Raw genomic sequence first — 22,571 nt, 5'->3', positions numbered from 1 at the left:
GAAAAATGAAAAAGTCAGCAATAATATTTTTATTAATAGGTATGTTATTCACGATCGGTTGCAAAAAAGAAAATTCTTCTCAAAAGCAAATCAAAAGTACCGTACAGGATAATAAGAATACTAAAAATACTCATGGTGTACCCAAAATAACCGAAGAATCTATTATAAAATTTAATGAAGATACGTATGATTTTAAGGATATAAAAAGGGGGCAAGAAGTCTCCCATGTTTTTAAATTTACCAATGTTGGAAAACGTCCTTTATTAATTTCAGAAGTACGTCCTTCCTGTGGGTGTACCACTCCAAAATATACTAAAGAACCTGTATATCCGGGCAAGAAAGGAGAAATTACAGTTACTTTTGATTCTTCAAATTTTGAAGGAGAAGTACTTAAAACAATAGCTGTTTCAGGAAATTTTGAAACTAAAGTAATTAAATTTCAAGCAAAAGTTAATTAAAAATAAATTTAAATAAAAATGTTAACAATAATTTTACAAGCAAAAGGAGGTTTTATGGAACAAGCAGGAGCATTCCTTCCCCTAGTCCTTCTATTTGTGGTGTTTTACTTCTTTTTTATTAGGCCGCAAACAAAAAGACAAAAACAAGAAAAGAATTTTCAAGATAATATAGCTAAAGGAACAAGAATAGTTACCACTTCCGGTATTCATGGAAAAGTTGCGGAAATAATGGATGATGGACTTATTATTGAAACTATGGCGGGAAAAATAAAAATCGAAAAATCAGCAATTTCCAGAGAATTGTCTATAGCAAGATATCCGGAAAATGCACCTGCAAAGAAGTAAACGATTATAAATAAATCATAAGGCATATTCTATGGTATATAGAATATGCTTTTTAATTATATAAAATGAAAGTAGTAGTAGGTTTATCGGGAGGAGTAGATTCAAGTGTTACAGCATATTTATTGCAACAACAAGGTCATGAAGTTATAGGTCTATTCATGAAGAATTGGAACGATTCTGAATTTACAATGGAAGATGAATGTCCATGGGTAGAAGATAGCAATGATGCATTGCTAATAGCTCAAAAACTTAATATTCCCTATCAAGTCATAGACCTTTCTGAAATATATAAAGAAAGAATTGTTGATTACATGTTTCATGAATACGAATCAGGACGTACCCCTAATCCGGATGTATTATGCAACAGAGAAATCAAGTTTGATATATTTCTTAAAACAGCTTTATCTTTAGGCGCAGATAAAGTAGCAACCGGTCATTATGCACGTGTTCATTCATTGAATAACGAAGGCCAAACAATTTATCAGCTTTTAGCAGGTATAGATTCCAACAAAGACCAATCCTATTTTTTATGTCAACTTAATCAATACCAGCTTTCCAAAACCTTATTTCCTATAGGAAATTTAACCAAGCCGGAAGTAAGGCAAATTGCAAGTGAAATTGGTTTAGTTACTGCAAATAAAAAGGATTCTCAAGGATTATGCTTTATTGGGAAAATAAGATTGCCTGACTTTTTACAACAAAAATTAAAACCTAAAAAAGGAAATCTGGTTGAAATTTTTTTAGATAATCCTATATACAAAAAAGAAGAACAATCATTTTCAACTAAAAAAGAAGAATTGATTTATTTGTCAACTCCTTTTCAATATACTATAGAGGATGGCAAAGTGATCGGTGAACATTCAGGAGCGCATTATTATACCATCGGTCAAAGAAAAGGTTTAGGAATAGGAGGGCATATCGAACCATGCTTTGTATTAGATACCGATGTGCAAAACAATACAATCTATGTAGGTGAGGGTAAAAATCATCCCGGATTATTTAGAAAAGCTCTATTTATAGATCAAAAAGAAGTACATTGGGTTAGAGAAGACCTGCAAATGAAGATAGGAGAAACAATGAGAGTTCGAGTCAGGATAAGATATAGACAATCTTTGCAAGAGGCAGTTTTGTATCAATTTGAAGAAGGAATTTTCATTGAATTTGAAAATTTGCAATCAGCAATTACCCGAGGGCAATTTGCGGCATGGTATGTTGAAGATGAATTAATCGGAAGCGGAGTAATCTCTTGATTTTAATTAGTAATATTTAATCAAAAATTAATTTTAAAATATCTAAAGAAATAGGTTTTTTAAAATTAGACAAATGCATTTCAAAATAAGTTATTATTTCTGAAAGCATCTGTTTACGCTGTGAATTAGTAAAGCAATTTTTTAAAGAATTAAAATCATAAGAAAGTAATTGCTTCCATAAATGAGCATTTTCTTCCCTTGAAACAGTATCAGCTTTTAAAGAAAAAATACCCTCTTTAATATTAAAATAAGGAAATTCTGAATCATTTTCTAAGGGATAAAACCCAATATACTTCGAAAAATGCAGTAAAAAATAAAGATGGAAATCAGAAAAGTAACTGTCTTTTGCATCTAAATCAATTAAACTGCTTTTAATAAAAGTATATAAAGATGTGTCCTGTGCTTCCTCGTTTTTTAGCGTTTGGTTCACCATTTCTCCAATAAACGTTATTATCGAAGACTTGATAATATTTGTATGAATGGTATTGAAAATATGAGCTTGATGAATTTCTTTAATCAATTCTAAAGAATGGTTTTTTTTAGAATAAAAAGTAACTTCAATTTCATTAAATAAAAAGATAAAATGGCTTTTTCTATTTTTTTTAGAAAAAGAATTTTTTAAAATAAAACTTTTATAACCAAAATTTTCGGTATAGCATTTTACAATAAGGGAAGAATCTCCATATTTTAAAAAAGACAATACGATAGCTTTAGTAGTTTCAATCATTTCTTTTAAACTTAACGAATAATTGCAATTTTGGTTGTAGCATGTTTTTTTCCTTCAGAATTGCTCATTAAAACTAAATAAATCCCTGAAGCAACAGGTTTTCCATTAAAATTAGTTCCATTCCAGGTTGCAACGCCTCCGGGTGCTTTAGTTTCATATACCAGGTTACCCGCTACATCAGTAATTTTAACAAAAGCATCATGGGCTAATCCGCGTATCGTGATATTTCCTGTATAACCGGGTCTAACCGGATTAGGATAGGCAACAATTTCTCCAAAATCATCTCCTGAATCAATAATGTCTCCTCTATAAGAAACAATACCTGAAGGAGTAACAAAATAAACTTCACCGGTCTTATCGATTTGTATATCCGTAATAAGATTAGAAGGTAAAGGAGAATTTTCTTCCGTAAATCTATTTAAAAGAGTTGTTCCGTCTTCCGATAAGTAAAAAACACCTGAACTATGTGTACCAATCCATTTTCTGTTAGCGCCATCGGTTTTTATTGCCGTAACCTTAGTTTCTCGTAAAACTTCTTCACCTAAACCGTTTTGAGTAATAATAATTCTTTCGGTATTATAGTTTCCTGATTCTAATGATTGATAAGGATTTCTAAAAATACGAAGACCGCTGTCGGTTCCTATCCAAGCAGTTCCGGATTTATCTAATTCAACGCATAATATATTATTAGAAGGTAAGTTTCCGCTATTTTTATTGGAATCTATTAAATAAATATTATCATCAGAAGTAGTAAGCGGGGTTCGGTTATATTTATATACAACCAGTCCGTTATTTCTTGGTGAAGGAACCCATATATATCCTTGGGAATCTATATACGGATTCATAGCTCCTCCCGCTAAATGAAATCTTTTAGGTAAAAGACTTAAAAATTTAAATTGATCATTAGGCGTTTTTATGATAATGGCATTATTAAAACCATTGTTAGATTCCGCAGCAAATGATTGAACCATAATTAAATTACCATTGGCATCAAAATTTCCGCCAACTAATCGCTCATATTTAATTATTGGAGAATTGGTCCGATTATAAATAATTTTCATTTGATCATTTACCATTTTTATCAATCCATTACTATAAGAGATCACGAAAACTTCATGAATGTTATTAACATTAGGAACAACTTTCATAATATACCGTTCGTTATTAATACTCTTAGAATCTATATGATTCCATTTTTGACCGTTAAAATGATAAAAACCATAAGAGTTGGGATTCAATTCGAAATAATTATCAATATTTCTTCCTCCCGGTGCTACCCATAATTGATTATCATAGATAGTTAATGAATAAGAACGGTTATTAAACGGGCCGTCCGGAACCAGGTATGCGTTATTTCTAATAAGGCCTTTTAATTGAGTTCCTGCATAAAAAATTCCATTTGAGTAAAAACCGGTGGTAAGGTCATCTGAAAATTCCATAGATTTTAAAACTTGAAAAGATTCATTTAGTACAACCAATTTATTTTTTTGAACCAATAAAAAGCCCTCATCAATAGAAATAATATCATTTAAATCAATGAAATTGCCTTTATTTTGCCAACTAATCCCTTCATCATCACTTTTGTAAATGGTTTGGTTGGAGCTTATAAGTAAAGATGTATTATTTTTAATTATTTGATTAATGTTATTTCCGGAATTGGTAAGATTCCAAGCAGTAAAATTTGGAATTAAATGATCTATGGGATGAGAATAAATCCCATTAGTTGAAGCGGCAAATATTTTATTATTAACAATTACGCTTTCCTGTACTTTATAATAGTTAAGACCTTGTTTAAAATAACAAGTTTCTTTAAATTCAAGCTTCTTTAAATCAAATAAAGTAATTCCAAAGTCCATGGAAAGTACCGCATAATCACCTTCAGTATATATATGATTAATTCTTTTATTTCCTTGATAATTTCGATCAAAAGGAATATCTACAATTAATTGGATCATGTCTTGCTTTACTATGTCCAATTTACCGGATTTATATCCAACGAGTAAAGCTTTATTATCGGAATTATAAGCGAAAGCAGTAATATTAACTTCGTGAAGACCATTAGCTTTTGAAAATTTCTTAATTTCTCCGGTTGTTTCATTATAAGAGTACAAACCGTTTTGAGTTACATTGAAAATAAGATTGTCAACTTTTTGAATAGCTTTAATATTAAAATAAGAAAAATAATCTTTCCATCTGGTATTTTGACTATTGCAAAGACCGGTAAAAATTAATAAAATTAAAAAACTAAGCTTTTTCATAGAAATTATATGTAATGCTTGTAAAATTAATAGATTTATGGGAAAAATATCTCATAACAGATTTATTTTATATAAAAATAAAATTGGATTATAATCTTTGAATTTTAGAAATTTCAAATCAGTAAATTTTATAAAGCAATTAGGAATAATTATTAATAATTGAAGTTGAAAGAATCAACCTTGAAAAATAACAATTATTTTTGTGCATTATAACAAGTTAGAAAATAAAATTAAGATTATTTTAAATTAAAACAGAATTTTACTTAATTAAAATTTTAAGATATTTACTTTATAAAGCGGAAAATTAGAGGAGTTGAAGACTCATTGATCTAGAGGTATATACAATAACTTAAATAAAACGATAAAATGTTCAGGAGATATTTGTTAAATTAAAAATATTTTTTAAATTTGCAACCCTATTTAGGGCGATTTTTTAATAAAGGAAAAATAAGAAAAGTGAATACACTAAGTTACAAAACCATATCGGCAAATAAAGAGACTGCAAATAAAGAGTGGTTACTTATTGATGCAGAAGGACAAAAATTAGGTCGTTTAGCTTCTAAAATAGCTAAAATTTTGCGAGGGAAACACAAAACAAATTTTACTCCACATGCAGATTGTGGTGATAATATTGTTGTTATCAATGCAGGAAAAGTTGTTTTATCCGGAGATAAAACAGATCAAAAAGAATATGTAAGACACACAGGATATCCCGGTGGACAAAAATTTTCAAGTGTTGCCGAAGTTAAGGTAAAGGATTCTAGAAGATTGTTGGAGTATGCAGTGAAAGGTATGCTTCCTAAAAATAAATTAGGAAGAAAAGTACTTAAAAATTTATACTTATATGAAGGAGTAGAGCATGAACAAGCAGCTCAACAACCTAAAACATTTGATATTAACGCTTTCATCTAAAAAATAATGGCAGTTACACATAAAATAGGAAGAAGAAAAACATCTGTTGCAAGAGTATATCTTTCTGAAGGAAAAGGAGAGTTTACCATAAACGGAAAAGACTATAAAGTTTACTTTCCTACAGAAGTATTACAATACAAAATTGCACAACCTTTCCAATTAACTGAAACTTTAGGTCAGTATGATATTAAAGTAAATGTATATGGAGGAGGAGTAACAGGACAAGCTGAGGCTATCAGATTAGCAATATCTAGAGCTTTAGTTTCTTTAAATGAAGAAAACAGAACAGTTTTAAAACCAGAAGGTCTTCTAACTAGAGATCCTAGAATGGTTGAAAGAAAGAAATTCGGTCAGAAAAAAGCACGTAAAAGATTCCAATTCTCTAAACGTTAATCTGACTAATAACGATACTTATAACCACTATTTTGTAGTGGTTATTTTATATTAAAAAATAACAATTTTATAAATAATTTAAACTTGCCGTTTAGTTTAGCATCCAAACTTTAAAGTTAAACTTTAAGTTGATTGCAAAAACTGCGGAACGTAAACTAAAAAAAGTATGGCAAAAGTAGATGTAAAAGACCTTTTAAATGCCGGAGTGCATTTTGGTCACCTTACCAGAAAATGGAATCCACATATGGCTCCTTACATTTTTATGGAGAAAAATGGAATCCACATTATTGATTTGCACAAAACCTCTGTAAAATTAGATGAGGCATCAAACGCTTTAGGAAAAATTGCTACATCAGGAAGAAAAATCTTGTTTGTTGCAACCAAAAAACAAGCAAAAGACATTGTTGCAAAACATGCAGAATCTGTAAATATGCCTTATATTACAGAAAGATGGCCGGGAGGAATGTTAACAAACTTTGTTACCATCCGAAAAGCTGTTAAAAAAATGAATTCTATCGATAGAATGAAAAAAGACGGTACTTTTGAAACTCTATCTAAAAAAGAAAAATTACAAGTAGATCGTCAAAGAGCTAAACTTGAAAAAAACTTAGGATCTATTGCTGATATGACTCGTTTACCATCTGCTCTTTTCGTAGTAGATATACTAAGAGAACATATCGCTGTAACGGAAGCAAAAAAATTAGGTATTCCTGTTTTTGCAATCGTTGATACGAATTCAGATCCTCAATTGGTTGATTTCCCAATTCCCGGAAATGATGATGCATCCAAATCAATTGATTTGATTTTAGAAACTGTTACTAACTCTATTAAAGAAGGGTTAAGTGTAAGAAAAGCAGAAAAAGCGAAAGCTAAAGAAGAAGGTGCTGCAGAAGAAGAAGATGTTTTAGTACAAGACACTAATGACTCTGAAGTTTCTGAAAATCAAGAAGAAAATAACGCAGAATAAAGTTAAATTTAAATAAAAATAAAGATGTCATATTCACCAAAAGCAGCTGATGTAGCAAAACTAAGAAATGCTACAGGAGCAGGAATGATGGACTCAAAAAAAGCTTTAGTTGAAGCTGAAGGAGATTTCGACAAAGCGGTTGACTTATTAAGAAAAAAAGGACAAAAAGTTGCTGCAAACAGAGCAGATAGAGAAAATCTTGAAGGAGCTGTAATAGCTGCAGTTAACGAATCCAATACAAAAGCTGTTGTAATAAAATTAAGTTGTGAAACTGACTTTGTTGCAAAAAATGAAGATTTTGTTAAATTAGCTAAGGATTTTGCAAATCTTGCTTTAAATTTCAATACAAAAGAAGAATTATTAGCTGCCGATTTCAATGGTATTCCTGTAAGTGAAAAGCTTATAGAACAAACAGGTGTAATCGGTGAAAAAATTGAAATATCCGGATTTAAAACTTTGGAAGCTCCATTTGTAGGTTCCTATATACATGCGGGAAATAAAATAGCTTCAGCAGTTGGTTTATCAAAGTCTTTTGATCAGGCAGCAGAAGTAGCTAAAAATATTTCTATGCAAGTTGCAGCTATGAATCCTATTGCATTAGATGAAACTCAGGTGGATTCAAGTGTAATTGAAAAAGAACTTGAAATTGCTAAAGATCAATTACGTCAAGAAGGAAAACCGGAAGCTATGCTTGAAAATATAGCCAAAGGAAAACTTAACAAGTTCTTTAAGGATAATACTTTGTTAAAACAAGATTATATTATGGGTGAAAAAACTTCAGTAGAAGATTATGTAAAATCAATTGATCCTGAAGTTAAAATAACCGGATTTATACGATTATAATTTTAAAATAGTATATATAAAAAAGACTGCATATTGCAGTCTTTTTTATTTTAAATAATTATCTTCCACAATTCTAAAAATTAAAACTTTAATTTAAGATTGATCCTTTTTTATCAATTGATTATCTATATAAATAAGGATAAATTCTAGAAATAAAAACAGCAATACAATAGCTCCCGTATTCAATAAAGCTTGAAATAAGCCTATTTCACCGGCATCCAAAAATGGATAAGGATACATATTGGTGAAATGACCTCTTGTAAAAATATATATGACATAAATTAAAGGAGGAATAATCGCAAAAAAAGTAGTTTTTTTATCCAATAATTTTCTAGGACCGTATAATAACCAATACAATACAGCCAAAAAAGGTATGAATACATGCAAAGCTTCATTGGTAAATCGCATAATTCCTTTTACATTATGATCATGCCTGAGCATTAAATTATAAACGATGCATGTAATAACTATACAAATAATACCGTCTATTCGTAAAATGCGAAACCATTTTTTAGAATAATCAGGTTTAAAAAGTAAGAGTAAAGAGCTAATACCTACCGCAATATTAGATTGAACAGTAAAATAGCTGTAATAATAAATCAATCGGTTCAATTTGGATTTTTCATTTAAGATCGATGGATGAATATCTCCATAGACGTAATTATAGGTTTCTGTACCAATACTGAAAAACACCAAAAAAATAAGTATTAAATTAAAAAATATTCTCATGAATGGTAAATTTACTAAAGATTAACTCGTGTAAAAATTTTATAAGATAAGTTTCATAAAAAGTTTGAGTTCGTTTTTACAATTGATTTAAATAAAATATACACACTTTTAAATAATTGTAAAACCATGTTATGATGCGTGAAATGATCATTATAAAGCTAAATATAGAAGTAAAATATTCTAAATTCGTAATTTATACTACTAAAATAGGAACGTTCGTTTTATTGCTTAATCGATTAGCCATTATACCAAACGTAAAATCAGGGATTCCTTTATATTCATGTTTTGCCATTAGTAAGACATCAACTTTAGTATCATTAATTAATTTAGGAAGTGATATAGTAGGATTACCAAACCCTAATTTAGTCTCGACATTCATATATCCTTCTTTTAGTAGAAAATTTTTATAATCATCCAATTTATTTTGATCAAACTTCACTTCGTAATCATTTGCTAATTTACCGTTATAGTTTGCAGAAGCACTTTCAGTAACATGAAACAATACAATTCGAGAACTAATATCAGCGAAAATTGGTAAGTAATTCAGAACCCGCTGATCGCCTTTAGTAAAATCCAATGCTATACCAATAACTTTGAATGGATGTAATTTATCTATACTCTTTTGAGAAGGTAATTGGTGAATACCAAAATTTATTTTTTGGGACTTTTTTATCCAAGGATATAAAACAATACAAATCAAGAATAATAGTAAGCATAAAGATATAATTCCCAAAATAATTTTTACACTTAAAATTATATCCTCATTGTAATAAACATTAATTTCTTCATCGTAAATTAACTTTATATTTAACAGGATAATGATTGTACATACGATCCAAGATATAATTTTTAAAGGTAAATTAATAGCAAATTTTCCCATTTTTTCTTTATCACTGACAAAATGGATTAGAGGGATTACGGCAAAACCTAATTGCATACTTAAAAGCACTTGACTAAAAATAAGCATTTCATCAACGGAACTTTCGCCCAATAGGCTTATTACAATCACAGCCGGTATAATAGCTATAATACGTGTTAATAACCTTCGTAAAGCAGGATTCATTCTAAAGTGCAAGTACCCTTCCATAACAATTTGACCGGCAAGCGTTCCGGTTACGGTAGAGCTTTGACCGGCAGCAATTAAAGCAATAGCAAAAAGAACAGGAGAAAGAGGACCTAATAAATTGGATAGCATTTTATATGCATCATGCAATCCTTCTATATCATGTAATCCGGCACTGTAAAATGTTGAAGCAGCAAGCACTAAAATGGCAGCATTTACAAAAAAAGCCATGTTTAATGCGATGAGACTGTCAAAAAAATTATATTTAATGGCTCGTTTTATGGATTCATAATCTCGTTTAATTTTTCTGGTTTGAACCAAAGCGGAATGAAGATACAAATTATGCGGCATAACAGTTGCCCCAATAATACCAATTGCAATATATAAAGCCTCAGTATTGGGAAGAGTAGGTTTAAATCCTTTAGAAACTTCAATAAGATCAGGCTTAGCTAAAAACATTTCAATAAGAAAACAACCTCCTATAATAGCCACCAAAGCGATGATAAACGCTTCCATTTTTCGTATGCCAAATCGTTGTAAAATAAGTAACAGCAGTGTGTCCAACGCAGCCAACCAAACACCCCAAATAAGATCAAGGCCGAAAAGAAGCTGTAAACCAATGGCCATTCCTAAAACTTCGGCTAAATCTGTTGCAGCTATCGCTATTTCAGCAAAACCATATAGAATATAGTTCATCCATTTCGGATAGTACTCCCTGTTAGTTTGAGCCAAATCTAATCCGCGAACAATACCTAAACGAGCACTTAATGCTTGAAGCAATAATGCCATAATATTGCTCATTAATAGAACCCAGATTAAAGCATATCCAAATTTGCTGCCCCCGGCAATGTCAGTTGCCCAGTTTCCGGGATCAAGATATCCAACGGCCACTAGGTAAGCCGGCCCGAAAAAAGAAAGTATCCTTTTCCATCTTTTTGGATTTTCGGTATTAATACTTTCATGAACTTCTTGAAGAGATTTCTTACTCAATTGTTAGGCTTTTCTAATATTTGCAAATTTAAATAAAATTTTTGCATTGTAAAATATAATATCAATCATTTTCAGGTATCCATAAATAATCTTTAAAATTAATGATCTTATCGTTTTTAATTGGGATTCCTTCATTTTCTAAAAGTTCTTCCATAAGTGTAGGGGTGGGAAAATGAAACTTTCCGGTTAACATTCCGTTTCGGTTTACAACTCTGTGAGCCGGAATGTCTGATATTGAATGGGAAGAATTCATGGCATAACCTACCATTCGGGAGGAACTTTTAACTCCCAAATAAGCCGCAATATGTCCGTAAGTAGTTACTTTACCGTAAGGTATTTTTCGTACAATTTCATATACCCTTTCATAAAAATTGGTAGATTCCATGGAATAAATGAAAAAAATAATTTTCATTAATTAACTAGTGTAAGCAAATAAAATGCGATGCAACTAAATTTTTTAAAACATTTTAAGTACTGAAAAGTAAGAAAAAAAGATAATACATTTTGTGTCCTTCTATTAATAATTTTACAAGTAAAGAATAAAATTTATTGATTATTATTAAATTATTTGCTTTAAATTTTATATATAAAATATAATTTATTATATTAGCAGGACAGGAAGTTTAGGCTTCAAACATAACATAAAAAATGAGAATTTGAGATTTTTACTTTCTATAAATAATTATTGTTTTTTATTAAATTTGAAAGTAAAAATAAAGAAATGATTCTAATTTAATTAGAATCATTTCTTTTTTAGACTTGTTTTTTAATTATAGTGGTTTAAAATTTAATATAAAATTAATAATCAAAATACCGATACGCTTTCATAATTTACAAGAAAACAAGTATACTTAAGATCCCTTTAAATTATTTTTCAAAAGAGTTAGCGTTTTCTTGTGACTGTCGAAAGCAATTTCATTAAGATCTATATCGGATAATTTTTTCCACACATATCCTTTTAATTCAATCGGATCATAATCTCCAATAGATAAATTCTCATCTTTATAAAGAAAGAATAAATCAATGGTATTGTATAGGATGTTTTTGTACAAATAAGTATTAGGATGGGAACATATATATTTTAATTTAGATAAATCAATCGATATATTTAATTCCTCTTGTAATTCCCTAAAACTTCCATGTTCAGCGGTTTCTTCGGCTTCAATAAATCCTCCTGCCAGATCTAAAAAGCCTTTTTTAGGTTCTTTGTTTCTAATAGTAAATAATATTTCGTCATTTTTCTGAATAACCACAGCGGTTGCACCGGCTGTATTGTGATAGTATTCAAAATTACAATTTAAACATACAATTTTAGATCCATGCGGATATTCTAAATGATCACTTTTACAATTTGGGCAGAATTTGAAAATGGGTTGCATATCACATAAGTTTTAATACCCAAATTTAATTAAGTATTTTAAAAATATAGATATCAAAAATTATTTTATATAAAAATAATAGAAAATACTTTTCAAAATAAATAGTAACATTTAAATAGAAATTATTAATAAAAGAATTATATAATATAATATTTTACAAATCATCAAAATTAATATTATTTCATACATTGGTCTTTGTAAATCTATCATAGTAATAAATAGTAATAATTAACCGTAAATAAAAATAATACAATGGCAACAATAACATTAAAAGGAAATGAAGTTCATACATTGGGAAACCTACCATCAATAGGAAGTAAGGCTCCAGATTTTATATTAGTGGATACGGATTTATCAGAAAAAAAATTATCGGATTATACAGGAAAAAGAGTTGTTTTAAACATATTTCCAAGTGTGGATACAGACACATGCGCTATGTCTGTCAGAGAATTTAATGAAAAAGTATCTGAAATGAAAAACACTGTGGTTTTATGTATTTCAAAAGACCTTCCTTTTGCTCAAAAACGTTTTTGTGCCGCAGAAGGTTTAGATAATGTTATCCCGCTTTCTGCCTTTCGTTCAGATTTTGGTAAGGTATATAATTTAGAATTTGCAGATGGCCCGTTAAAAGGATTACTTAGCAGATCAGTACTTGTTCTTAATGAGTCAGGAGAAATTATTTATGAAGAACAAGTAGCTGAAACTACTCATGAGCCTAATTATGAAAAAGTAACAGCTATATTAAAATAAAAAATCTATCAAATAAAAGGAATGCCTTATATTTTTCAAATATGAGGCATTTGTATTTTTTTCTAATTTCTCCAAATGAAAGATTAGTATGATAATTGAGACTAATAATTGTTTGAATTCAATGTAAAGTAAAAAAAGGTACTCACTCTTGAAATAGTAATTAAAATTTATATTTTAAAAGAAATATGATAAATTCTAAAAAAGTACTAAAGTTTTTATAAAACGTTAGATGTATAATGAGAAATTAACCCGATAATTTCAATAAAATTATAACTTTTTGTTAAAAAAAATAAAACATGAGAAATTTCAACATAAAATAACTCTTTGAGATATAAATAGTTTTTACATTTACAATTTAAAAAAGTATAACAAAAAAAATTATAATATCATGAGCAGAAAATTTCCAGCAGGAGTAGCAACCGGTTCGCTAGTAAAAGAAATATTCGATTATGCTAAAGAAAATCAGTTTGCTTTACCGGCATGTAACGTTATAGGATCTAGCAATGTAAATGCAGCTCTTGAAACAGCTGTTAGAGTAAATGCTCCCTTAATTATACAATTTTCAAACGGAGGATCTCAATTTAATGCAGGTAAAGGATATAAAAACTCTTCCCTTAGAGCAGATGTTTTAGGGGCTATAGCTGGAGCAAAACATGTCCATACGTTGGCAGAAGCCTATGGGGCAACTGTAATTTTACATACAGATCATTGTGCAAAAAAACTATTACCTTGGGTTGACGGGTTATTAGATGCATGTGAAGAATTCCATAAAAAAGAAGGAAAAACACTATACTCTTCACACATGCTAGATCTTTCAGAAGAGCCCTTAGATGAAAATTTAGCAATCTCTTCCAAATATTTTGAAAGAATGGCAAAATTAGGAATGACTCTAGAAGTTGAAATAGGGATAACAGGTGGAGAAGAAGACGGAGTTGACAATTCAGATATAGAAAGCTCAAAATTATATACACAACCTGAGGATGTTTATAAAACGTATAAAGCATTAAGCGCAATAAGTCCTAATTTTACTATTGCAGCAGCATTTGGTAATGTACATGGAGTGTATAAACCGGGAAATGTTAAATTAGAGCCTAAAATACTTCACAACTCACAAGAATACGTTCAAAAACAAGTAGGCGGACCTTCAAAACCGATTAATTTTGTATTTCATGGAGGATCAGGTTCTTCCTTGTTAGATATAAGAGAAGCTATTAGCTACGGAGTAGTAAAAATGAATATTGATACAGATTTACAATTCGCTTATACCGAAGGGGCAAGAGATTATGTAGAAAAAAATATTGATTATTTAAGAACTCAAGTAGGAAATCCAACCGGAGATGAAGCACCAAATAAGAAATTTTATGATCCAAGAGTTTGGATGAGAAAATGTGAAGAAGGATTCTCTAAAAGATTGGAAAAAGCTTTTGAAGATTTAAATAATATCAACACATTATAGTAAAAAAATATAAATTTTATTTATAAAAAATGAAAGCACCTTTATTTGAGGTGCTTTTTTTGTATATTTGGAAAAAAGAGAGTATGAAAAATTATCTAATAGTATCAACATTACTAGCGTCCATTTCAATCGTTCTTGCTGCTTATTTTTTAGGTAATTCTTACCAAAAAAGAAATCAATCCAATACAATAACAGTAAAAGGATTAGGCACAAAAGATTTTGAATCTGATTTAATAGTATGGAAAGCCGATTTTTCTAAGAAAAATCTCGATTTAAAACAAGCTTATGCCGAATTAGATGCAGATAGAAAAAAAGTAAGAGAATATCTGATTTCCAAAGGATTTTCCGATAAAGAAATAGTTTTTTCCTCAGTAGAAATAAGTAAACAATATGATAGTAGATACAATGAAGGAATAAATCAAAATATATTTACGGGGTATGAATTAAATCAAACCATAACCATAGAATCTAAAAATGTGAAAAAAGTTGAAGATCTTTCCCGTCAAATTACAGAATTGATTAATAACGGAGTAGAACTCTATTCCCGATCGCCTTTATATTACTATACTAAATTATCTGATTTAAAAATACAGATGATTTCAGATGCAACCAAAGATGCAAAAAAAAGAGCAGAAGAAATAGCAATTAACGCCGGTTGTAAAATAGGCAAATTAAAAAATGCCAATCAAGGGGTTTTTCAAATAACTGCTCAAAATTCATCTGAAGATGATTACTCTTGGGGAGGAGCATTTAATGTATCATCCAAGAAAAAAACAGCAAGCATTACCATTCGTTTAGAATATGAAATTAAATAATAACTACGATATAAATTAAAATGGTACATAAATTATTTCAACCGTTTACATCAAAAAAACTGTCATTAAAAAACAGAATAGTCATGGCGCCTATGACCCGATCATTTGCTTATGATGGAATCCCCGGTAAACAAATAGCTGATTATTATCAAAGAAGAGCACAGGCCGAAGTGGGCTTAATTATAACAGAAGGAACCGTTGTTCGCAGGGCGGCATCTTCCAATGATCCCAATATACCTGTATTTTATGGAGAACAAGCCTTAGAAGGTTGGAAAAAGGTGGTTGAAGAAGTTCATGCTAAAGGTGGTAAAATAGCTCCGCAACTTTGGCATATGGGAATAATACCTGCCCATAAAAACTGGACACCATCAGAGCCTTTTGAGGGACCATCCGGACTTTTAAATCCGGAAACAAAAGGCGGAAAAGAAATGAGCGAAAGTGATATTGAAAATACAATTGAGGCTTTTGCAGAAGCAGCTTACCAAACCAAAAAAATAGGTTTTGATGCTCTGGAATTGCATGGAGCGCACGGATATTTGATCGATCAATTCTTTTGGGATAAGCTCAATAAAAGAAATGATATATGGGGAGGAGCTACCCTGGCCGAAAGGAGTCGTTTTGCCATTGAAGTTGTAAAAGCGGTTCGAAATGCGGTAGGAGAAGATTTTCCTATAATATTACGCTTATCACAATGGAAACAACAAGATTATTCCGCAAAATTGGCAAAGACACCGGAAGAAATGGAAGAATGGTTACTACCGTTATCAGATGCCGGAGTTGATATTTTTCATTGCTCACAACGAAGATTTTGGGAGCCCGAATTTGAAAATTCCGATTTAAATTTTGCAGGATGGGCAAAAAAAATAACGGGCAAACCTTCCATAAGTGTAGGATCTGTGGGGCTTACCGGGGATTTCTTAGGGGCATTCAAAGGACAAAGTTTTGAGGCTTCTAATAATTTTCTTAACGAATTAAATAGAAGATTAGATGCAGGCGAATTTGATTTAATAGCAGTAGGAAGAGCGTTACTTGCAGATCCTGAATGGGTATTAAAAATTAAAAATGGAAACTTATCTGAATTTAAAGGATTTTCTAAAGATCAACTTAAAGAATTATACTAATAAAAACATAAAATAGTAGTAAAATAAAAACAAAAACCAAGTTTTAATTTTTATTTATTTTAATAAAGAAATAAAAGCAAAGGTTTTTTATCTTTGTATATATAAGTTCTTTACTTAATTTCTTTATCAACAAGAATAAGGTGCTGTGTAAAAACGACTTAATAGGGAATCATGTGTGAATCATGAGCTGACGCGCAACTGTAAGTAACCTAAAAAAAATTTTATCAATAAAAACCATTGCCGATTTAAACGGTGAGAAGGTAGATAAAATGTTATAAGCCAGGAGACCTGCCTATTCTTAATTGACAATGCTTTCGCGAGTAAAAGCAAGATCACAAAAAATATAATTGGGCTACGAGAAACTTTAAGATCATTAGAATAATTAGTTTACTTGTATGTCAAAAATTGTTTTGAAATTTGATTTTATTTAACAAAGAAAGAGAGCATTGTGAAGTTTAGCAATAAGAGCTTTTTATAATATAATCGTTTAAAAAGTTATAAAAATGCAAACACACAATCTTGGCTATCCGCGTATTGGTAGTGACAGAGAACTTAAAAAAGCCTGTGAAAAATATTGGGCAGGTAAAGCGTCAGTCGAAGAACTGATGATAACAAGTAAAGATATCCGGCACCGAAACTGGGTAACTCAACAAAAATTAGGGATTGATTGGATCCCATCTAATGATTTTTCTTATTACGATCAGGTACTTGATATGTCACTAATGGTCGGGGCTATCCCTAAAAGATATAATAAGGTAATACTGGATAAATCAAATACAGAATTAGACTTATATTTTGCCATGGCAAGAGGACATCAAAAAGAAGGTATTGATATAAAAGCCATGGAAATGACCAAATGGTTTGATACCAATTATCATTACATTGTCCCTGAATTTGAAAGTAATCAGAAATTTTCCTTGTTTTCAACAAAAATTATTGATGAATATTTAGAAGCTAAAAATGCAGGAATCCATACAAAGCCGGTTATAATAGGCCCTGTATCTTATTTGTTGTTGGGAAAAGAAAAAGAGGAAAACTTCAATAAGCTGGATTTACTAAAAAATATTCTTCCTGTCTATATAGAAATCCTAAATAAATTAAAGACAGAAGGAGTTGAATGGGTGCAGTTTGATGAGCCTTTCTTAGCTTTGGATTTAGATGAAAAAGCGAAAGAATCCTACCAATATGCCTATAAAGAAATACATAAACAATTTCCTTATATAAATAAAATACTAACTACCTATTTTGACGGATTGAAAGACAATTTAGCACTTGCTTTTAATCTACCCGTACAAGCATTACATATAGATTTGGTACGTTGTCCGGAACAATTAGATGAAGTTTTAGATAAAATTCCGGAAAAACTTATCCTTTCTTTAGGGATCGTTGATGGAAGAAATATATGGAAAAATGATTTCGAAAAATCTTTGAAACTTATTCAAAAAGCTGTTTCCAAAATTGGTAAAGACCGAATTTTAATAGCTCCTTCTTGTTCACTTCTTCATAGTCCGGTTGACTTGGAATTGGAAACAGATACAAAAGCCCTTTCATCGGAAATTAAAAATTGGTTGGCTTTTGCAAAACAGAAAATCGATGAAGTAGTAACCTTAAAAAAGCTTGCGTCTAAAGAAGATTCCCCGGATTTACAAAAAAAATTACAGGAAAATATAGCGGCTGCAACCAGCAGAAAAACATCAGCTTTAATACATAACGAAAAAGTAAAAGAAAAAATAAGGAATATTGAAAAAGTAGAAGATAAAAGAAATTCCATATTTTCAGAACGAAAGAAAAAACAATCTGAAGCCTTGCAGTTGCCTTTATTTGCAACAACTACGATCGGCTCATTTCCTCAAACATCCGAAGTCAGAAGTTGGAGATCTAAAATAAAAAAAGGATTGATAACACCTTTAGAATATGAAGAGCTGATTAAAAAGGAAATTGAAAAAACAATACGATTCCAAGAAAAAATAGGTATAGATGTATTGGTTCACGGGGAGTTTGAGCGAAACGACATGGTGGAATATTTTGGAGAACAATTAGAAGGAGTTGCATTTTCCAAAAACGGATGGGTACAAAGTTATGGAAGCCGTTGTGTGAAACCACCCATCATTTATGGCGATATATTCAGGCCTAATCCTATGACTGTGAAATGGTCTTCCTATGCACAATCCTTAACAAATAAAAATGTAAAAGGTATGTTGACTGGACCGGTAACTATATTGCAATGGAGTTTTGTACGAGACGATCAACCGAGAAAAGATACCTGTTTCCAAATTGCATTAGCCATTAGAGAAGAAGTAGTAGACTTGGAAAAAGCGGGAATACGAATTATTCAAATAGATGAACCGGCCATAAGAGAAGGGCTGCCGTTACGAAAAAAAGATTGGCAAACCTATTTAGAGTGGGCTATAAAAGCATTTAGAATTGCATCCTGTGGGGTAAAAGATCAAACACAAATTCATACCCATATGTGTTATTCTGAATTTAATGATATCATACAAAACATAGCAGATATGGATGCGGATGTAATTACCATAGAATGCTCTAAATCGGATATGAAGTTGCTAAACATTTTTTCAGAATTTAAATACCCTAACGATATTGGTCCGGGTGTTTATGATATACACTCTCCGAGAATACCGTCCAAAAATGAAATGGTTTCCTTATTGAAAAAAGCAATTAAAAGTATACCGGTAGAGCAATTGTGGATTAACCCGGATTGTGGACTTAAGACAAGAGGATGGGAAGAAACAGAAAAAGCATTAATTGAAATGGTAGGAGCAGCAACAGAAATGCGAGAACAATACTAAACGATCTTTTTAGTATCGGTCGGTATAATACGTATAAATGTTTTAAATATGATCTTAACTTCTTAAAAGTCGTTTAAACCAAAGGTTAGAATGCAATGAAAACTTAAAAAATTCTAGAGTTCGATAAATTAAAACTTAAAAATGATTTATTAAAACAAAATCATAATTGTCTTAGTAGTATTTTAATTTTAAATAGCTAAAATAGGATAAGAAACAAAAGTTGATTATACATTTTATGTGTTAAGAATAAGCTGAAAGCATTATGCTTTCAGCTTATTTTCATTTTATTATAATTTTATATGTATATATTTCTTTAAAATAAAATAAGAAACATTTTAATAATTATACATTAATATATTAAATTAATTTATATTTTTGTATATAACACTAAATTACAAATATAGAATATCATGGATCTAAAAAATGCAGTTTTCGGAAGCTTCAATATATATGATAACATATTTATATCGATAAAATTAGTAGTAGCATTTATCGCCGTTTTAATTTACATTAAATTAGTAGGAAGAACCATTTTAAACCAAGTTTCCGGAATTGATCTAATTCAGAATATAGTCTTAGGGGGCTTGGTAGGTGGAATTATATATAATCCGAATATTTCTATTATGGAATTTGCCTTAGTGTTGTTTATTTGGACATTCATTGTATATTTAATAGCCTTTCTCACAAAAAAATATAGTCGTTTAAGAGGGTTAGTAGAAGGTCCTATTATACCTTTAGTATTAAAAGGAAAATTTAATATAGAAGGATTTAAAAAAGCTAAGATTGATATAATGACTTATGCCAGTGTACTAAAAAATAATGGTATATACGATATATCTAAAGTATATTTTGCTCAAATGGAACAAGACGGTTCCATTACCGCATTTACGGATGATTATGATAAATACGCAGTCTTACTGGTTATTGATGGCAAAATTAACCATGTCTATTTAGAAGGAATCGATAAAACAGAAGATTGGCTAAAAAATGAATTACGAAAACAAGGATATGATGATGTGTCCAAAATTTTCATTGCACAGTGGTCTCCGAATAAATTTTTTATTGTACCAAAAAGTCAGGATTATAAATTGAAGGTTAATGATTAAAACTATTACCTGATTTTAACCTCAAAAAACTTCTCATTTTCAATAAAACCTTCCAGAAAATCATTTTCACTAAGCTTTGAAACTCCCGATGGCGTTCCGGTAAAAATAATATCGCCCATTTTTAAAGTAAAATATTGAGAAATATATGAGACGAGGTAATCAAATGAAAAAATCATTTCTGAAGTATTTCCTTTTTGCTGAATATTGCCGTTTTTCACTAAAGAAAAATTCAAATTATCTAAATTAAACTTATCTTTACTTACAAAATTTCCAATTAAAGCAGATCGATCGAAAGCCTTGGATTTTTCCCAGGGAAGCCCTTTTTCTTTTAATCGGTCTTGTAAATCTCTAGCAGTAAAATCAATGCCAAGTCCAATTTCAGAGTAATAATTTCCGGCAAATTCCGGTTGAATGTATTTTCCAACTTTAGAAATTTTTATAAGAACTTCCACTTCATGCTGAAGGTTTTCAGTGAATTCTGGAATATACCAATCATCACCGGGTCTGGCTAAAGCGGTATCCGGTTTAATAAATAAAACCGGATCTTTAGGTATCTCATTGTTTAATTCTTTCGCGTGATTGCTATAATTTCTTCCTACACAGATAAATTTCATAAAACACTTTTTAATTTTGCTCTTGTAAAAATTTTTTTCGAATATAAAGGAAAATCAGCATTCATTAACCAGGAATAATATCCTAAATCACTCAAAAACACATTTTTCAATTTTTTACCTTTGTATTTTCCAAAATTGAAAACCTCGTCTTCATCCTTATCTATTCCAACAAATCCTGCCAAATCAGCATTTTTATTTTGCATGGTAAACTCATGAAGGAATTTCACATCGTTTTGAATATCCTCATATTTTTCAAGTTGAGCCTTTAATATTTCATACGTAGCATAAGTATCTGCAGAAGCAGAATGAGCATTTTCTAAATTCTTATCGCAATAAAATTTATAAGCTGCGGAAAGATTCCTGGGTTCCATTTTATGAAAGATTACTTGAACATCAATCGGGCGGTGTTTTTTTATGTCAAATTCAAATCCGTTTCGCAAAAGTTCTTCCGCAAGTAATGGAATATCGAATCGATTGGAATTATATCCAGAAAGATCAGAATCTTTAATCATTTCGAGAACCTGAGGAGCAATTTCTTTAAAAGTAGGAGCATCGACAATATCTTTATCATAAATTCCATGAATTAAAGACGATTCTTTTGGAATTGGAATTTCAGGATTAACTCTCCAAGTTTTACTCTCTTTTGATTGGTCAGGGTTTACTTTAAATATACTAATTTCAACTATCCGGTCTTTGCTGATATTTATTCCGGTAGTTTCAAGATCGAAAAAGCAGATTGATTTATGTAGTTTTAGTTCCATTTGAAATAATTTTTTTTCGAAATATAATTGATAAAATTAAGTAAATTAATATAAGTATTGGTATAGCTGATATTTTAAGGAAAATTAATAATACTATGCAAATTATAAGGAAAGAGTATACAAGAGAATTATCTTTCCAGGTTAAGTTTTTAAATTTAAAAGCTAATAAGGGAATATTGGCAACCAGTAAATAGCTTGATAAGGCAGTAATGAATAATAGAAACCAAGAATTATCCAATAATAAATACGTATGATTTTGATGTAAATAGTATAATGAAAATATCAAGATAGTATTTGCAGGAGTAGGCAATCCTTTAAAATAATAACTTTGTTCCTCATCTAAATTAAATTTAGCAAGACGCAGAGCGGAAAATAAAGTAATCAACAATCCAAAAAATGGAAATAAAACGATGTATTTATTATGAATAAATCCGTTTGAAAACGTACTTATACGAGAATAAAAATCATCTCCTCCCAACATGGTAAACATAAATAAACCGGGCAATACGCCAAACGTTACAATATCTGCCAAACTGTCAAGTTCCTTACCAAAAGGGCCGGAAACCTTTGCAAGACGGGCGGCGAAACCATCGAAAAAATCAAAAATCAAAGAACATAAAAGCAGGATTAAAATATATTCAATGGGAGCTTTTATTATAGTTAAAATACACGCAATGCTACCACAAAGTAAATTAGCAAGAGTTAGTGTATTAGGAAGATATTTCATTTTTTCAGGTATTTATGAATAATGTATTGTTAAATACAAAGCAAATTAAGTTATAAAAGTAATAATTATTTTTAAAAATCCGAGGCAGCGCAAGTAA

The 22,571-nt window shown here is 30.2% G+C and carries 22 protein-coding genes and 1 riboswitch; of the genes, 13 read left to right on the top strand and 9 right to left on the bottom strand.

The window, feature by feature from the left end; translation table 11 throughout:
* Positions 1–5 precede the first annotated feature (5 nt).
* The 3 genes from J3U20_RS06895 to mnmA all read left to right on the top strand — a co-directional run bounded on the left by J3U20_RS06895 (position 6) and on the right by mnmA (position 2,053).
* Positions 6–458: a DUF1573 domain-containing protein gene (locus J3U20_RS06895; RefSeq protein ID WP_160542531.1), complete on the top strand. Its 453-nt coding sequence runs from the start codon at positions 6–8 to the stop codon at positions 456–458.
* Positions 459–476: 18 nt separating this feature from the next.
* Positions 477–803, top strand: coding sequence for a preprotein translocase subunit YajC (gene yajC, locus J3U20_RS06890; RefSeq protein ID WP_105296364.1), 327 nt, complete (start codon positions 477–479; stop codon positions 801–803).
* 65 nt (positions 804–868) lie between these two features.
* Positions 869–2,053 (top strand): tRNA 2-thiouridine(34) synthase MnmA, encoded by a 1,185-nt coding sequence (gene mnmA, locus J3U20_RS06885; RefSeq protein ID WP_160542530.1) that lies wholly within the window; start codon positions 869–871, stop codon positions 2,051–2,053.
* A 16-nt stretch (positions 2,054–2,069) separates the two neighbouring features.
* Here the strand turns inward: mnmA and recO are convergent, their stop codons facing one another.
* Together recO and J3U20_RS06875 are read right to left on the bottom strand one after the other, a co-directional pair.
* Complete coding sequence (gene recO, locus J3U20_RS06880; RefSeq protein ID WP_160542529.1) at positions 2,070–2,780, bottom strand: DNA repair protein RecO; 711 nt, start codon at positions 2,778–2,780, stop codon at positions 2,070–2,072.
* Between the two features lie 11 nt (positions 2,781–2,791).
* Entirely contained in the window at positions 2,792–5,038 is a 2,247-nt protein-coding gene (locus J3U20_RS06875; RefSeq protein WP_160542528.1) for a two-component regulator propeller domain-containing protein, read from the bottom strand.
* Between the two features lie 456 nt (positions 5,039–5,494).
* On the opposite strand from J3U20_RS06875, the gene rplM reads away from it, so the two are divergent.
* From rplM to tsf, 4 genes are all read left to right on the top strand, one after another.
* Positions 5,495–5,950: a 50S ribosomal protein L13 gene (rplM, locus tag J3U20_RS06870; RefSeq protein ID WP_160542527.1), complete on the top strand. Its 456-nt coding sequence runs from the start codon at positions 5,495–5,497 to the stop codon at positions 5,948–5,950.
* A 6-nt stretch (positions 5,951–5,956) separates the two neighbouring features.
* Complete coding sequence (gene rpsI, locus J3U20_RS06865) at positions 5,957–6,343, top strand: 30S ribosomal protein S9 (RefSeq protein WP_105296360.1); 387 nt, start codon at positions 5,957–5,959, stop codon at positions 6,341–6,343.
* 166 nt (positions 6,344–6,509) lie between these two features.
* Complete coding sequence (gene rpsB / locus J3U20_RS06860) at positions 6,510–7,310, top strand: 30S ribosomal protein S2 (protein ID WP_160542526.1); 801 nt, start codon at positions 6,510–6,512, stop codon at positions 7,308–7,310.
* 24 nt (positions 7,311–7,334) lie between these two features.
* On the top strand, positions 7,335–8,153 hold the full coding sequence (gene tsf, locus J3U20_RS06855; RefSeq protein ID WP_105296358.1) for a translation elongation factor Ts: 819 nt from the start codon (positions 7,335–7,337) through the stop codon (positions 8,151–8,153).
* A gap of 93 nt (positions 8,154–8,246) precedes the next feature.
* On the opposite strand, the gene J3U20_RS06850 is transcribed toward tsf, so the two are convergent.
* The 4 genes from J3U20_RS06850 to J3U20_RS06835 all read right to left on the bottom strand — a co-directional run bounded on the left by J3U20_RS06850 (position 8,247) and on the right by J3U20_RS06835 (position 12,314).
* Positions 8,247–8,882 carry a Pr6Pr family membrane protein gene (locus J3U20_RS06850; RefSeq protein WP_160542525.1) on the bottom strand — a complete coding sequence of 212 codons (636 nt, stop codon included), beginning with the start codon at positions 8,880–8,882 and terminating at the stop codon, positions 8,247–8,249.
* 193 nt (positions 8,883–9,075) lie between these two features.
* Positions 9,076–10,935 (bottom strand): Nramp family divalent metal transporter, encoded by a 1,860-nt coding sequence (locus J3U20_RS06845; protein WP_160542524.1) that lies wholly within the window; start codon positions 10,933–10,935, stop codon positions 9,076–9,078.
* Between the two features lie 61 nt (positions 10,936–10,996).
* On the bottom strand, positions 10,997–11,347 hold the full coding sequence (locus J3U20_RS06840; protein WP_255448180.1) for an MGMT family protein: 351 nt from the start codon (positions 11,345–11,347) through the stop codon (positions 10,997–10,999).
* A 439-nt stretch (positions 11,348–11,786) separates the two neighbouring features.
* Positions 11,787–12,314 (bottom strand): NUDIX domain-containing protein, encoded by a 528-nt coding sequence (locus tag J3U20_RS06835; protein ID WP_160542523.1) that lies wholly within the window; start codon positions 12,312–12,314, stop codon positions 11,787–11,789.
* 252 nt (positions 12,315–12,566) lie between these two features.
* On the opposite strand from J3U20_RS06835, the gene tpx reads away from it, so the two are divergent.
* The 6 genes from tpx to J3U20_RS06805 all read left to right on the top strand — a co-directional run bounded on the left by tpx (position 12,567) and on the right by J3U20_RS06805 (position 20,372).
* The gene (gene tpx, locus J3U20_RS06830; protein WP_160542522.1) at positions 12,567–13,064 is read left to right on the top strand and encodes a thiol peroxidase; all 498 of its coding nucleotides are present in this window, start codon (positions 12,567–12,569) and stop codon (positions 13,062–13,064) included.
* 388 nt (positions 13,065–13,452) lie between these two features.
* Positions 13,453–14,520, top strand: a complete 1,068-nt coding sequence (gene fbaA / locus J3U20_RS06825) for a class II fructose-bisphosphate aldolase (RefSeq protein WP_105296353.1) — start codon at positions 13,453–13,455, stop codon at positions 14,518–14,520.
* A gap of 83 nt (positions 14,521–14,603) precedes the next feature.
* On the top strand, positions 14,604–15,335 hold the full coding sequence (locus tag J3U20_RS06820) for an SIMPL domain-containing protein (RefSeq protein WP_160542521.1): 732 nt from the start codon (positions 14,604–14,606) through the stop codon (positions 15,333–15,335).
* Between the two features lie 20 nt (positions 15,336–15,355).
* Positions 15,356–16,456, top strand: a complete 1,101-nt coding sequence (locus tag J3U20_RS06815; protein ID WP_160542520.1) for an NADH:flavin oxidoreductase — start codon at positions 15,356–15,358, stop codon at positions 16,454–16,456.
* Positions 16,457–16,577: 121 nt separating this feature from the next.
* Positions 16,578–16,767: riboswitch (cobalamin riboswitch) on the top strand.
* Positions 16,768–16,959: 192 nt separating this feature from the next.
* On the top strand, positions 16,960–19,266 hold the full coding sequence (gene metE / locus J3U20_RS06810) for a 5-methyltetrahydropteroyltriglutamate--homocysteine S-methyltransferase (RefSeq protein WP_160542519.1): 2,307 nt from the start codon (positions 16,960–16,962) through the stop codon (positions 19,264–19,266).
* A 410-nt stretch (positions 19,267–19,676) separates the two neighbouring features.
* Positions 19,677–20,372 carry a DUF421 domain-containing protein gene (locus J3U20_RS06805; RefSeq protein WP_160542518.1) on the top strand — a complete coding sequence of 232 codons (696 nt, stop codon included), beginning with the start codon at positions 19,677–19,679 and terminating at the stop codon, positions 20,370–20,372.
* A gap of 5 nt (positions 20,373–20,377) precedes the next feature.
* On the opposite strand, the gene J3U20_RS06800 is transcribed toward J3U20_RS06805, so the two are convergent.
* Genes J3U20_RS06800 through J3U20_RS06790 form a run of 3 tightly spaced genes read right to left on the bottom strand, consistent with a single transcriptional unit; the run spans position 20,378 to position 22,474 of the window.
* Complete coding sequence (locus J3U20_RS06800; protein ID WP_160542517.1) at positions 20,378–20,986, bottom strand: fumarylacetoacetate hydrolase family protein; 609 nt, start codon at positions 20,984–20,986, stop codon at positions 20,378–20,380.
* The gene (locus tag J3U20_RS06795; RefSeq protein WP_160542516.1) at positions 20,983–21,747 is read right to left on the bottom strand and encodes a 3'-5' exonuclease; all 765 of its coding nucleotides are present in this window, start codon (positions 21,745–21,747) and stop codon (positions 20,983–20,985) included. Before J3U20_RS06795 ends, J3U20_RS06800 begins: the two co-directional genes overlap by 4 nt.
* On the bottom strand, positions 21,728–22,474 hold the full coding sequence (locus J3U20_RS06790; protein WP_160542515.1) for a CDP-alcohol phosphatidyltransferase family protein: 747 nt from the start codon (positions 22,472–22,474) through the stop codon (positions 21,728–21,730). The genes J3U20_RS06795 and J3U20_RS06790 overlap by 20 nt, the downstream gene beginning before the upstream one ends.
* Positions 22,475–22,571 lie beyond the last annotated feature (97 nt).

Origin of the sequence: Apibacter sp. B3919 (assembly GCF_026537405.1) — a bacterium.
Lineage (GTDB): Bacteria > Bacteroidota > Bacteroidia > Flavobacteriales > Weeksellaceae > Apibacter.
Note: the sequence above shows the minus strand (reverse complement) of the source record. Positions and strands in the feature narration are given on the sequence as shown.

Excerpts from the sequence above, each read along its gene's own strand:
- J3U20_RS06850 (WP_160542525.1), bottom strand. The coding sequence starts at position 8,882 with ATGAGAATATTTTTTAATTTAATACTTATTTTTTTGGTGTTTTTCAGT.
- J3U20_RS06875 (WP_160542528.1), bottom strand. The coding sequence starts at position 5,038 with ATGAAAAAGCTTAGTTTTTTAATTTTATTAATTTTTACCGGTCTTTGC.
- metE (WP_160542519.1), top strand. The coding sequence starts at position 16,960 with ATGCAAACACACAATCTTGGCTATCCGCGTATTGGTAGTGACAGAGAA.
- rpsI (WP_105296360.1), top strand. The coding sequence starts at position 5,957 with ATGGCAGTTACACATAAAATAGGAAGAAGAAAAACATCTGTTGCAAGA.
- J3U20_RS06840 (WP_255448180.1), bottom strand. The coding sequence starts at position 11,347 with ATGAAAATTATTTTTTTCATTTATTCCATGGAATCTACCAATTTTTAT.
- recO (WP_160542529.1), bottom strand. The coding sequence starts at position 2,780 with ATGATTGAAACTACTAAAGCTATCGTATTGTCTTTTTTAAAATATGGA.
- mnmA (WP_160542530.1), top strand. The coding sequence starts at position 869 with ATGAAAGTAGTAGTAGGTTTATCGGGAGGAGTAGATTCAAGTGTTACA.
- fbaA (WP_105296353.1), top strand. The coding sequence starts at position 13,453 with ATGAGCAGAAAATTTCCAGCAGGAGTAGCAACCGGTTCGCTAGTAAAA.
- tpx (WP_160542522.1), top strand. The coding sequence starts at position 12,567 with ATGGCAACAATAACATTAAAAGGAAATGAAGTTCATACATTGGGAAAC.
- J3U20_RS06820 (WP_160542521.1), top strand. The coding sequence starts at position 14,604 with ATGAAAAATTATCTAATAGTATCAACATTACTAGCGTCCATTTCAATC.
- yajC (WP_105296364.1), top strand. The coding sequence starts at position 477 with ATGTTAACAATAATTTTACAAGCAAAAGGAGGTTTTATGGAACAAGCA.
- J3U20_RS06795 (WP_160542516.1), bottom strand. The coding sequence starts at position 21,747 with ATGGAACTAAAACTACATAAATCAATCTGCTTTTTCGATCTTGAAACT.
- J3U20_RS06815 (WP_160542520.1), top strand. The coding sequence starts at position 15,356 with ATGGTACATAAATTATTTCAACCGTTTACATCAAAAAAACTGTCATTA.
- J3U20_RS06835 (WP_160542523.1), bottom strand. The coding sequence starts at position 12,314 with ATGCAACCCATTTTCAAATTCTGCCCAAATTGTAAAAGTGATCATTTA.
- J3U20_RS06805 (WP_160542518.1), top strand. The coding sequence starts at position 19,677 with ATGGATCTAAAAAATGCAGTTTTCGGAAGCTTCAATATATATGATAAC.
- J3U20_RS06895 (WP_160542531.1), top strand. The coding sequence starts at position 6 with ATGAAAAAGTCAGCAATAATATTTTTATTAATAGGTATGTTATTCACG.
- tsf (WP_105296358.1), top strand. The coding sequence starts at position 7,335 with ATGTCATATTCACCAAAAGCAGCTGATGTAGCAAAACTAAGAAATGCT.
- J3U20_RS06790 (WP_160542515.1), bottom strand. The coding sequence starts at position 22,474 with ATGAAATATCTTCCTAATACACTAACTCTTGCTAATTTACTTTGTGGT.
- J3U20_RS06800 (WP_160542517.1), bottom strand. The coding sequence starts at position 20,986 with ATGAAATTTATCTGTGTAGGAAGAAATTATAGCAATCACGCGAAAGAA.
- rpsB (WP_160542526.1), top strand. The coding sequence starts at position 6,510 with ATGGCAAAAGTAGATGTAAAAGACCTTTTAAATGCCGGAGTGCATTTT.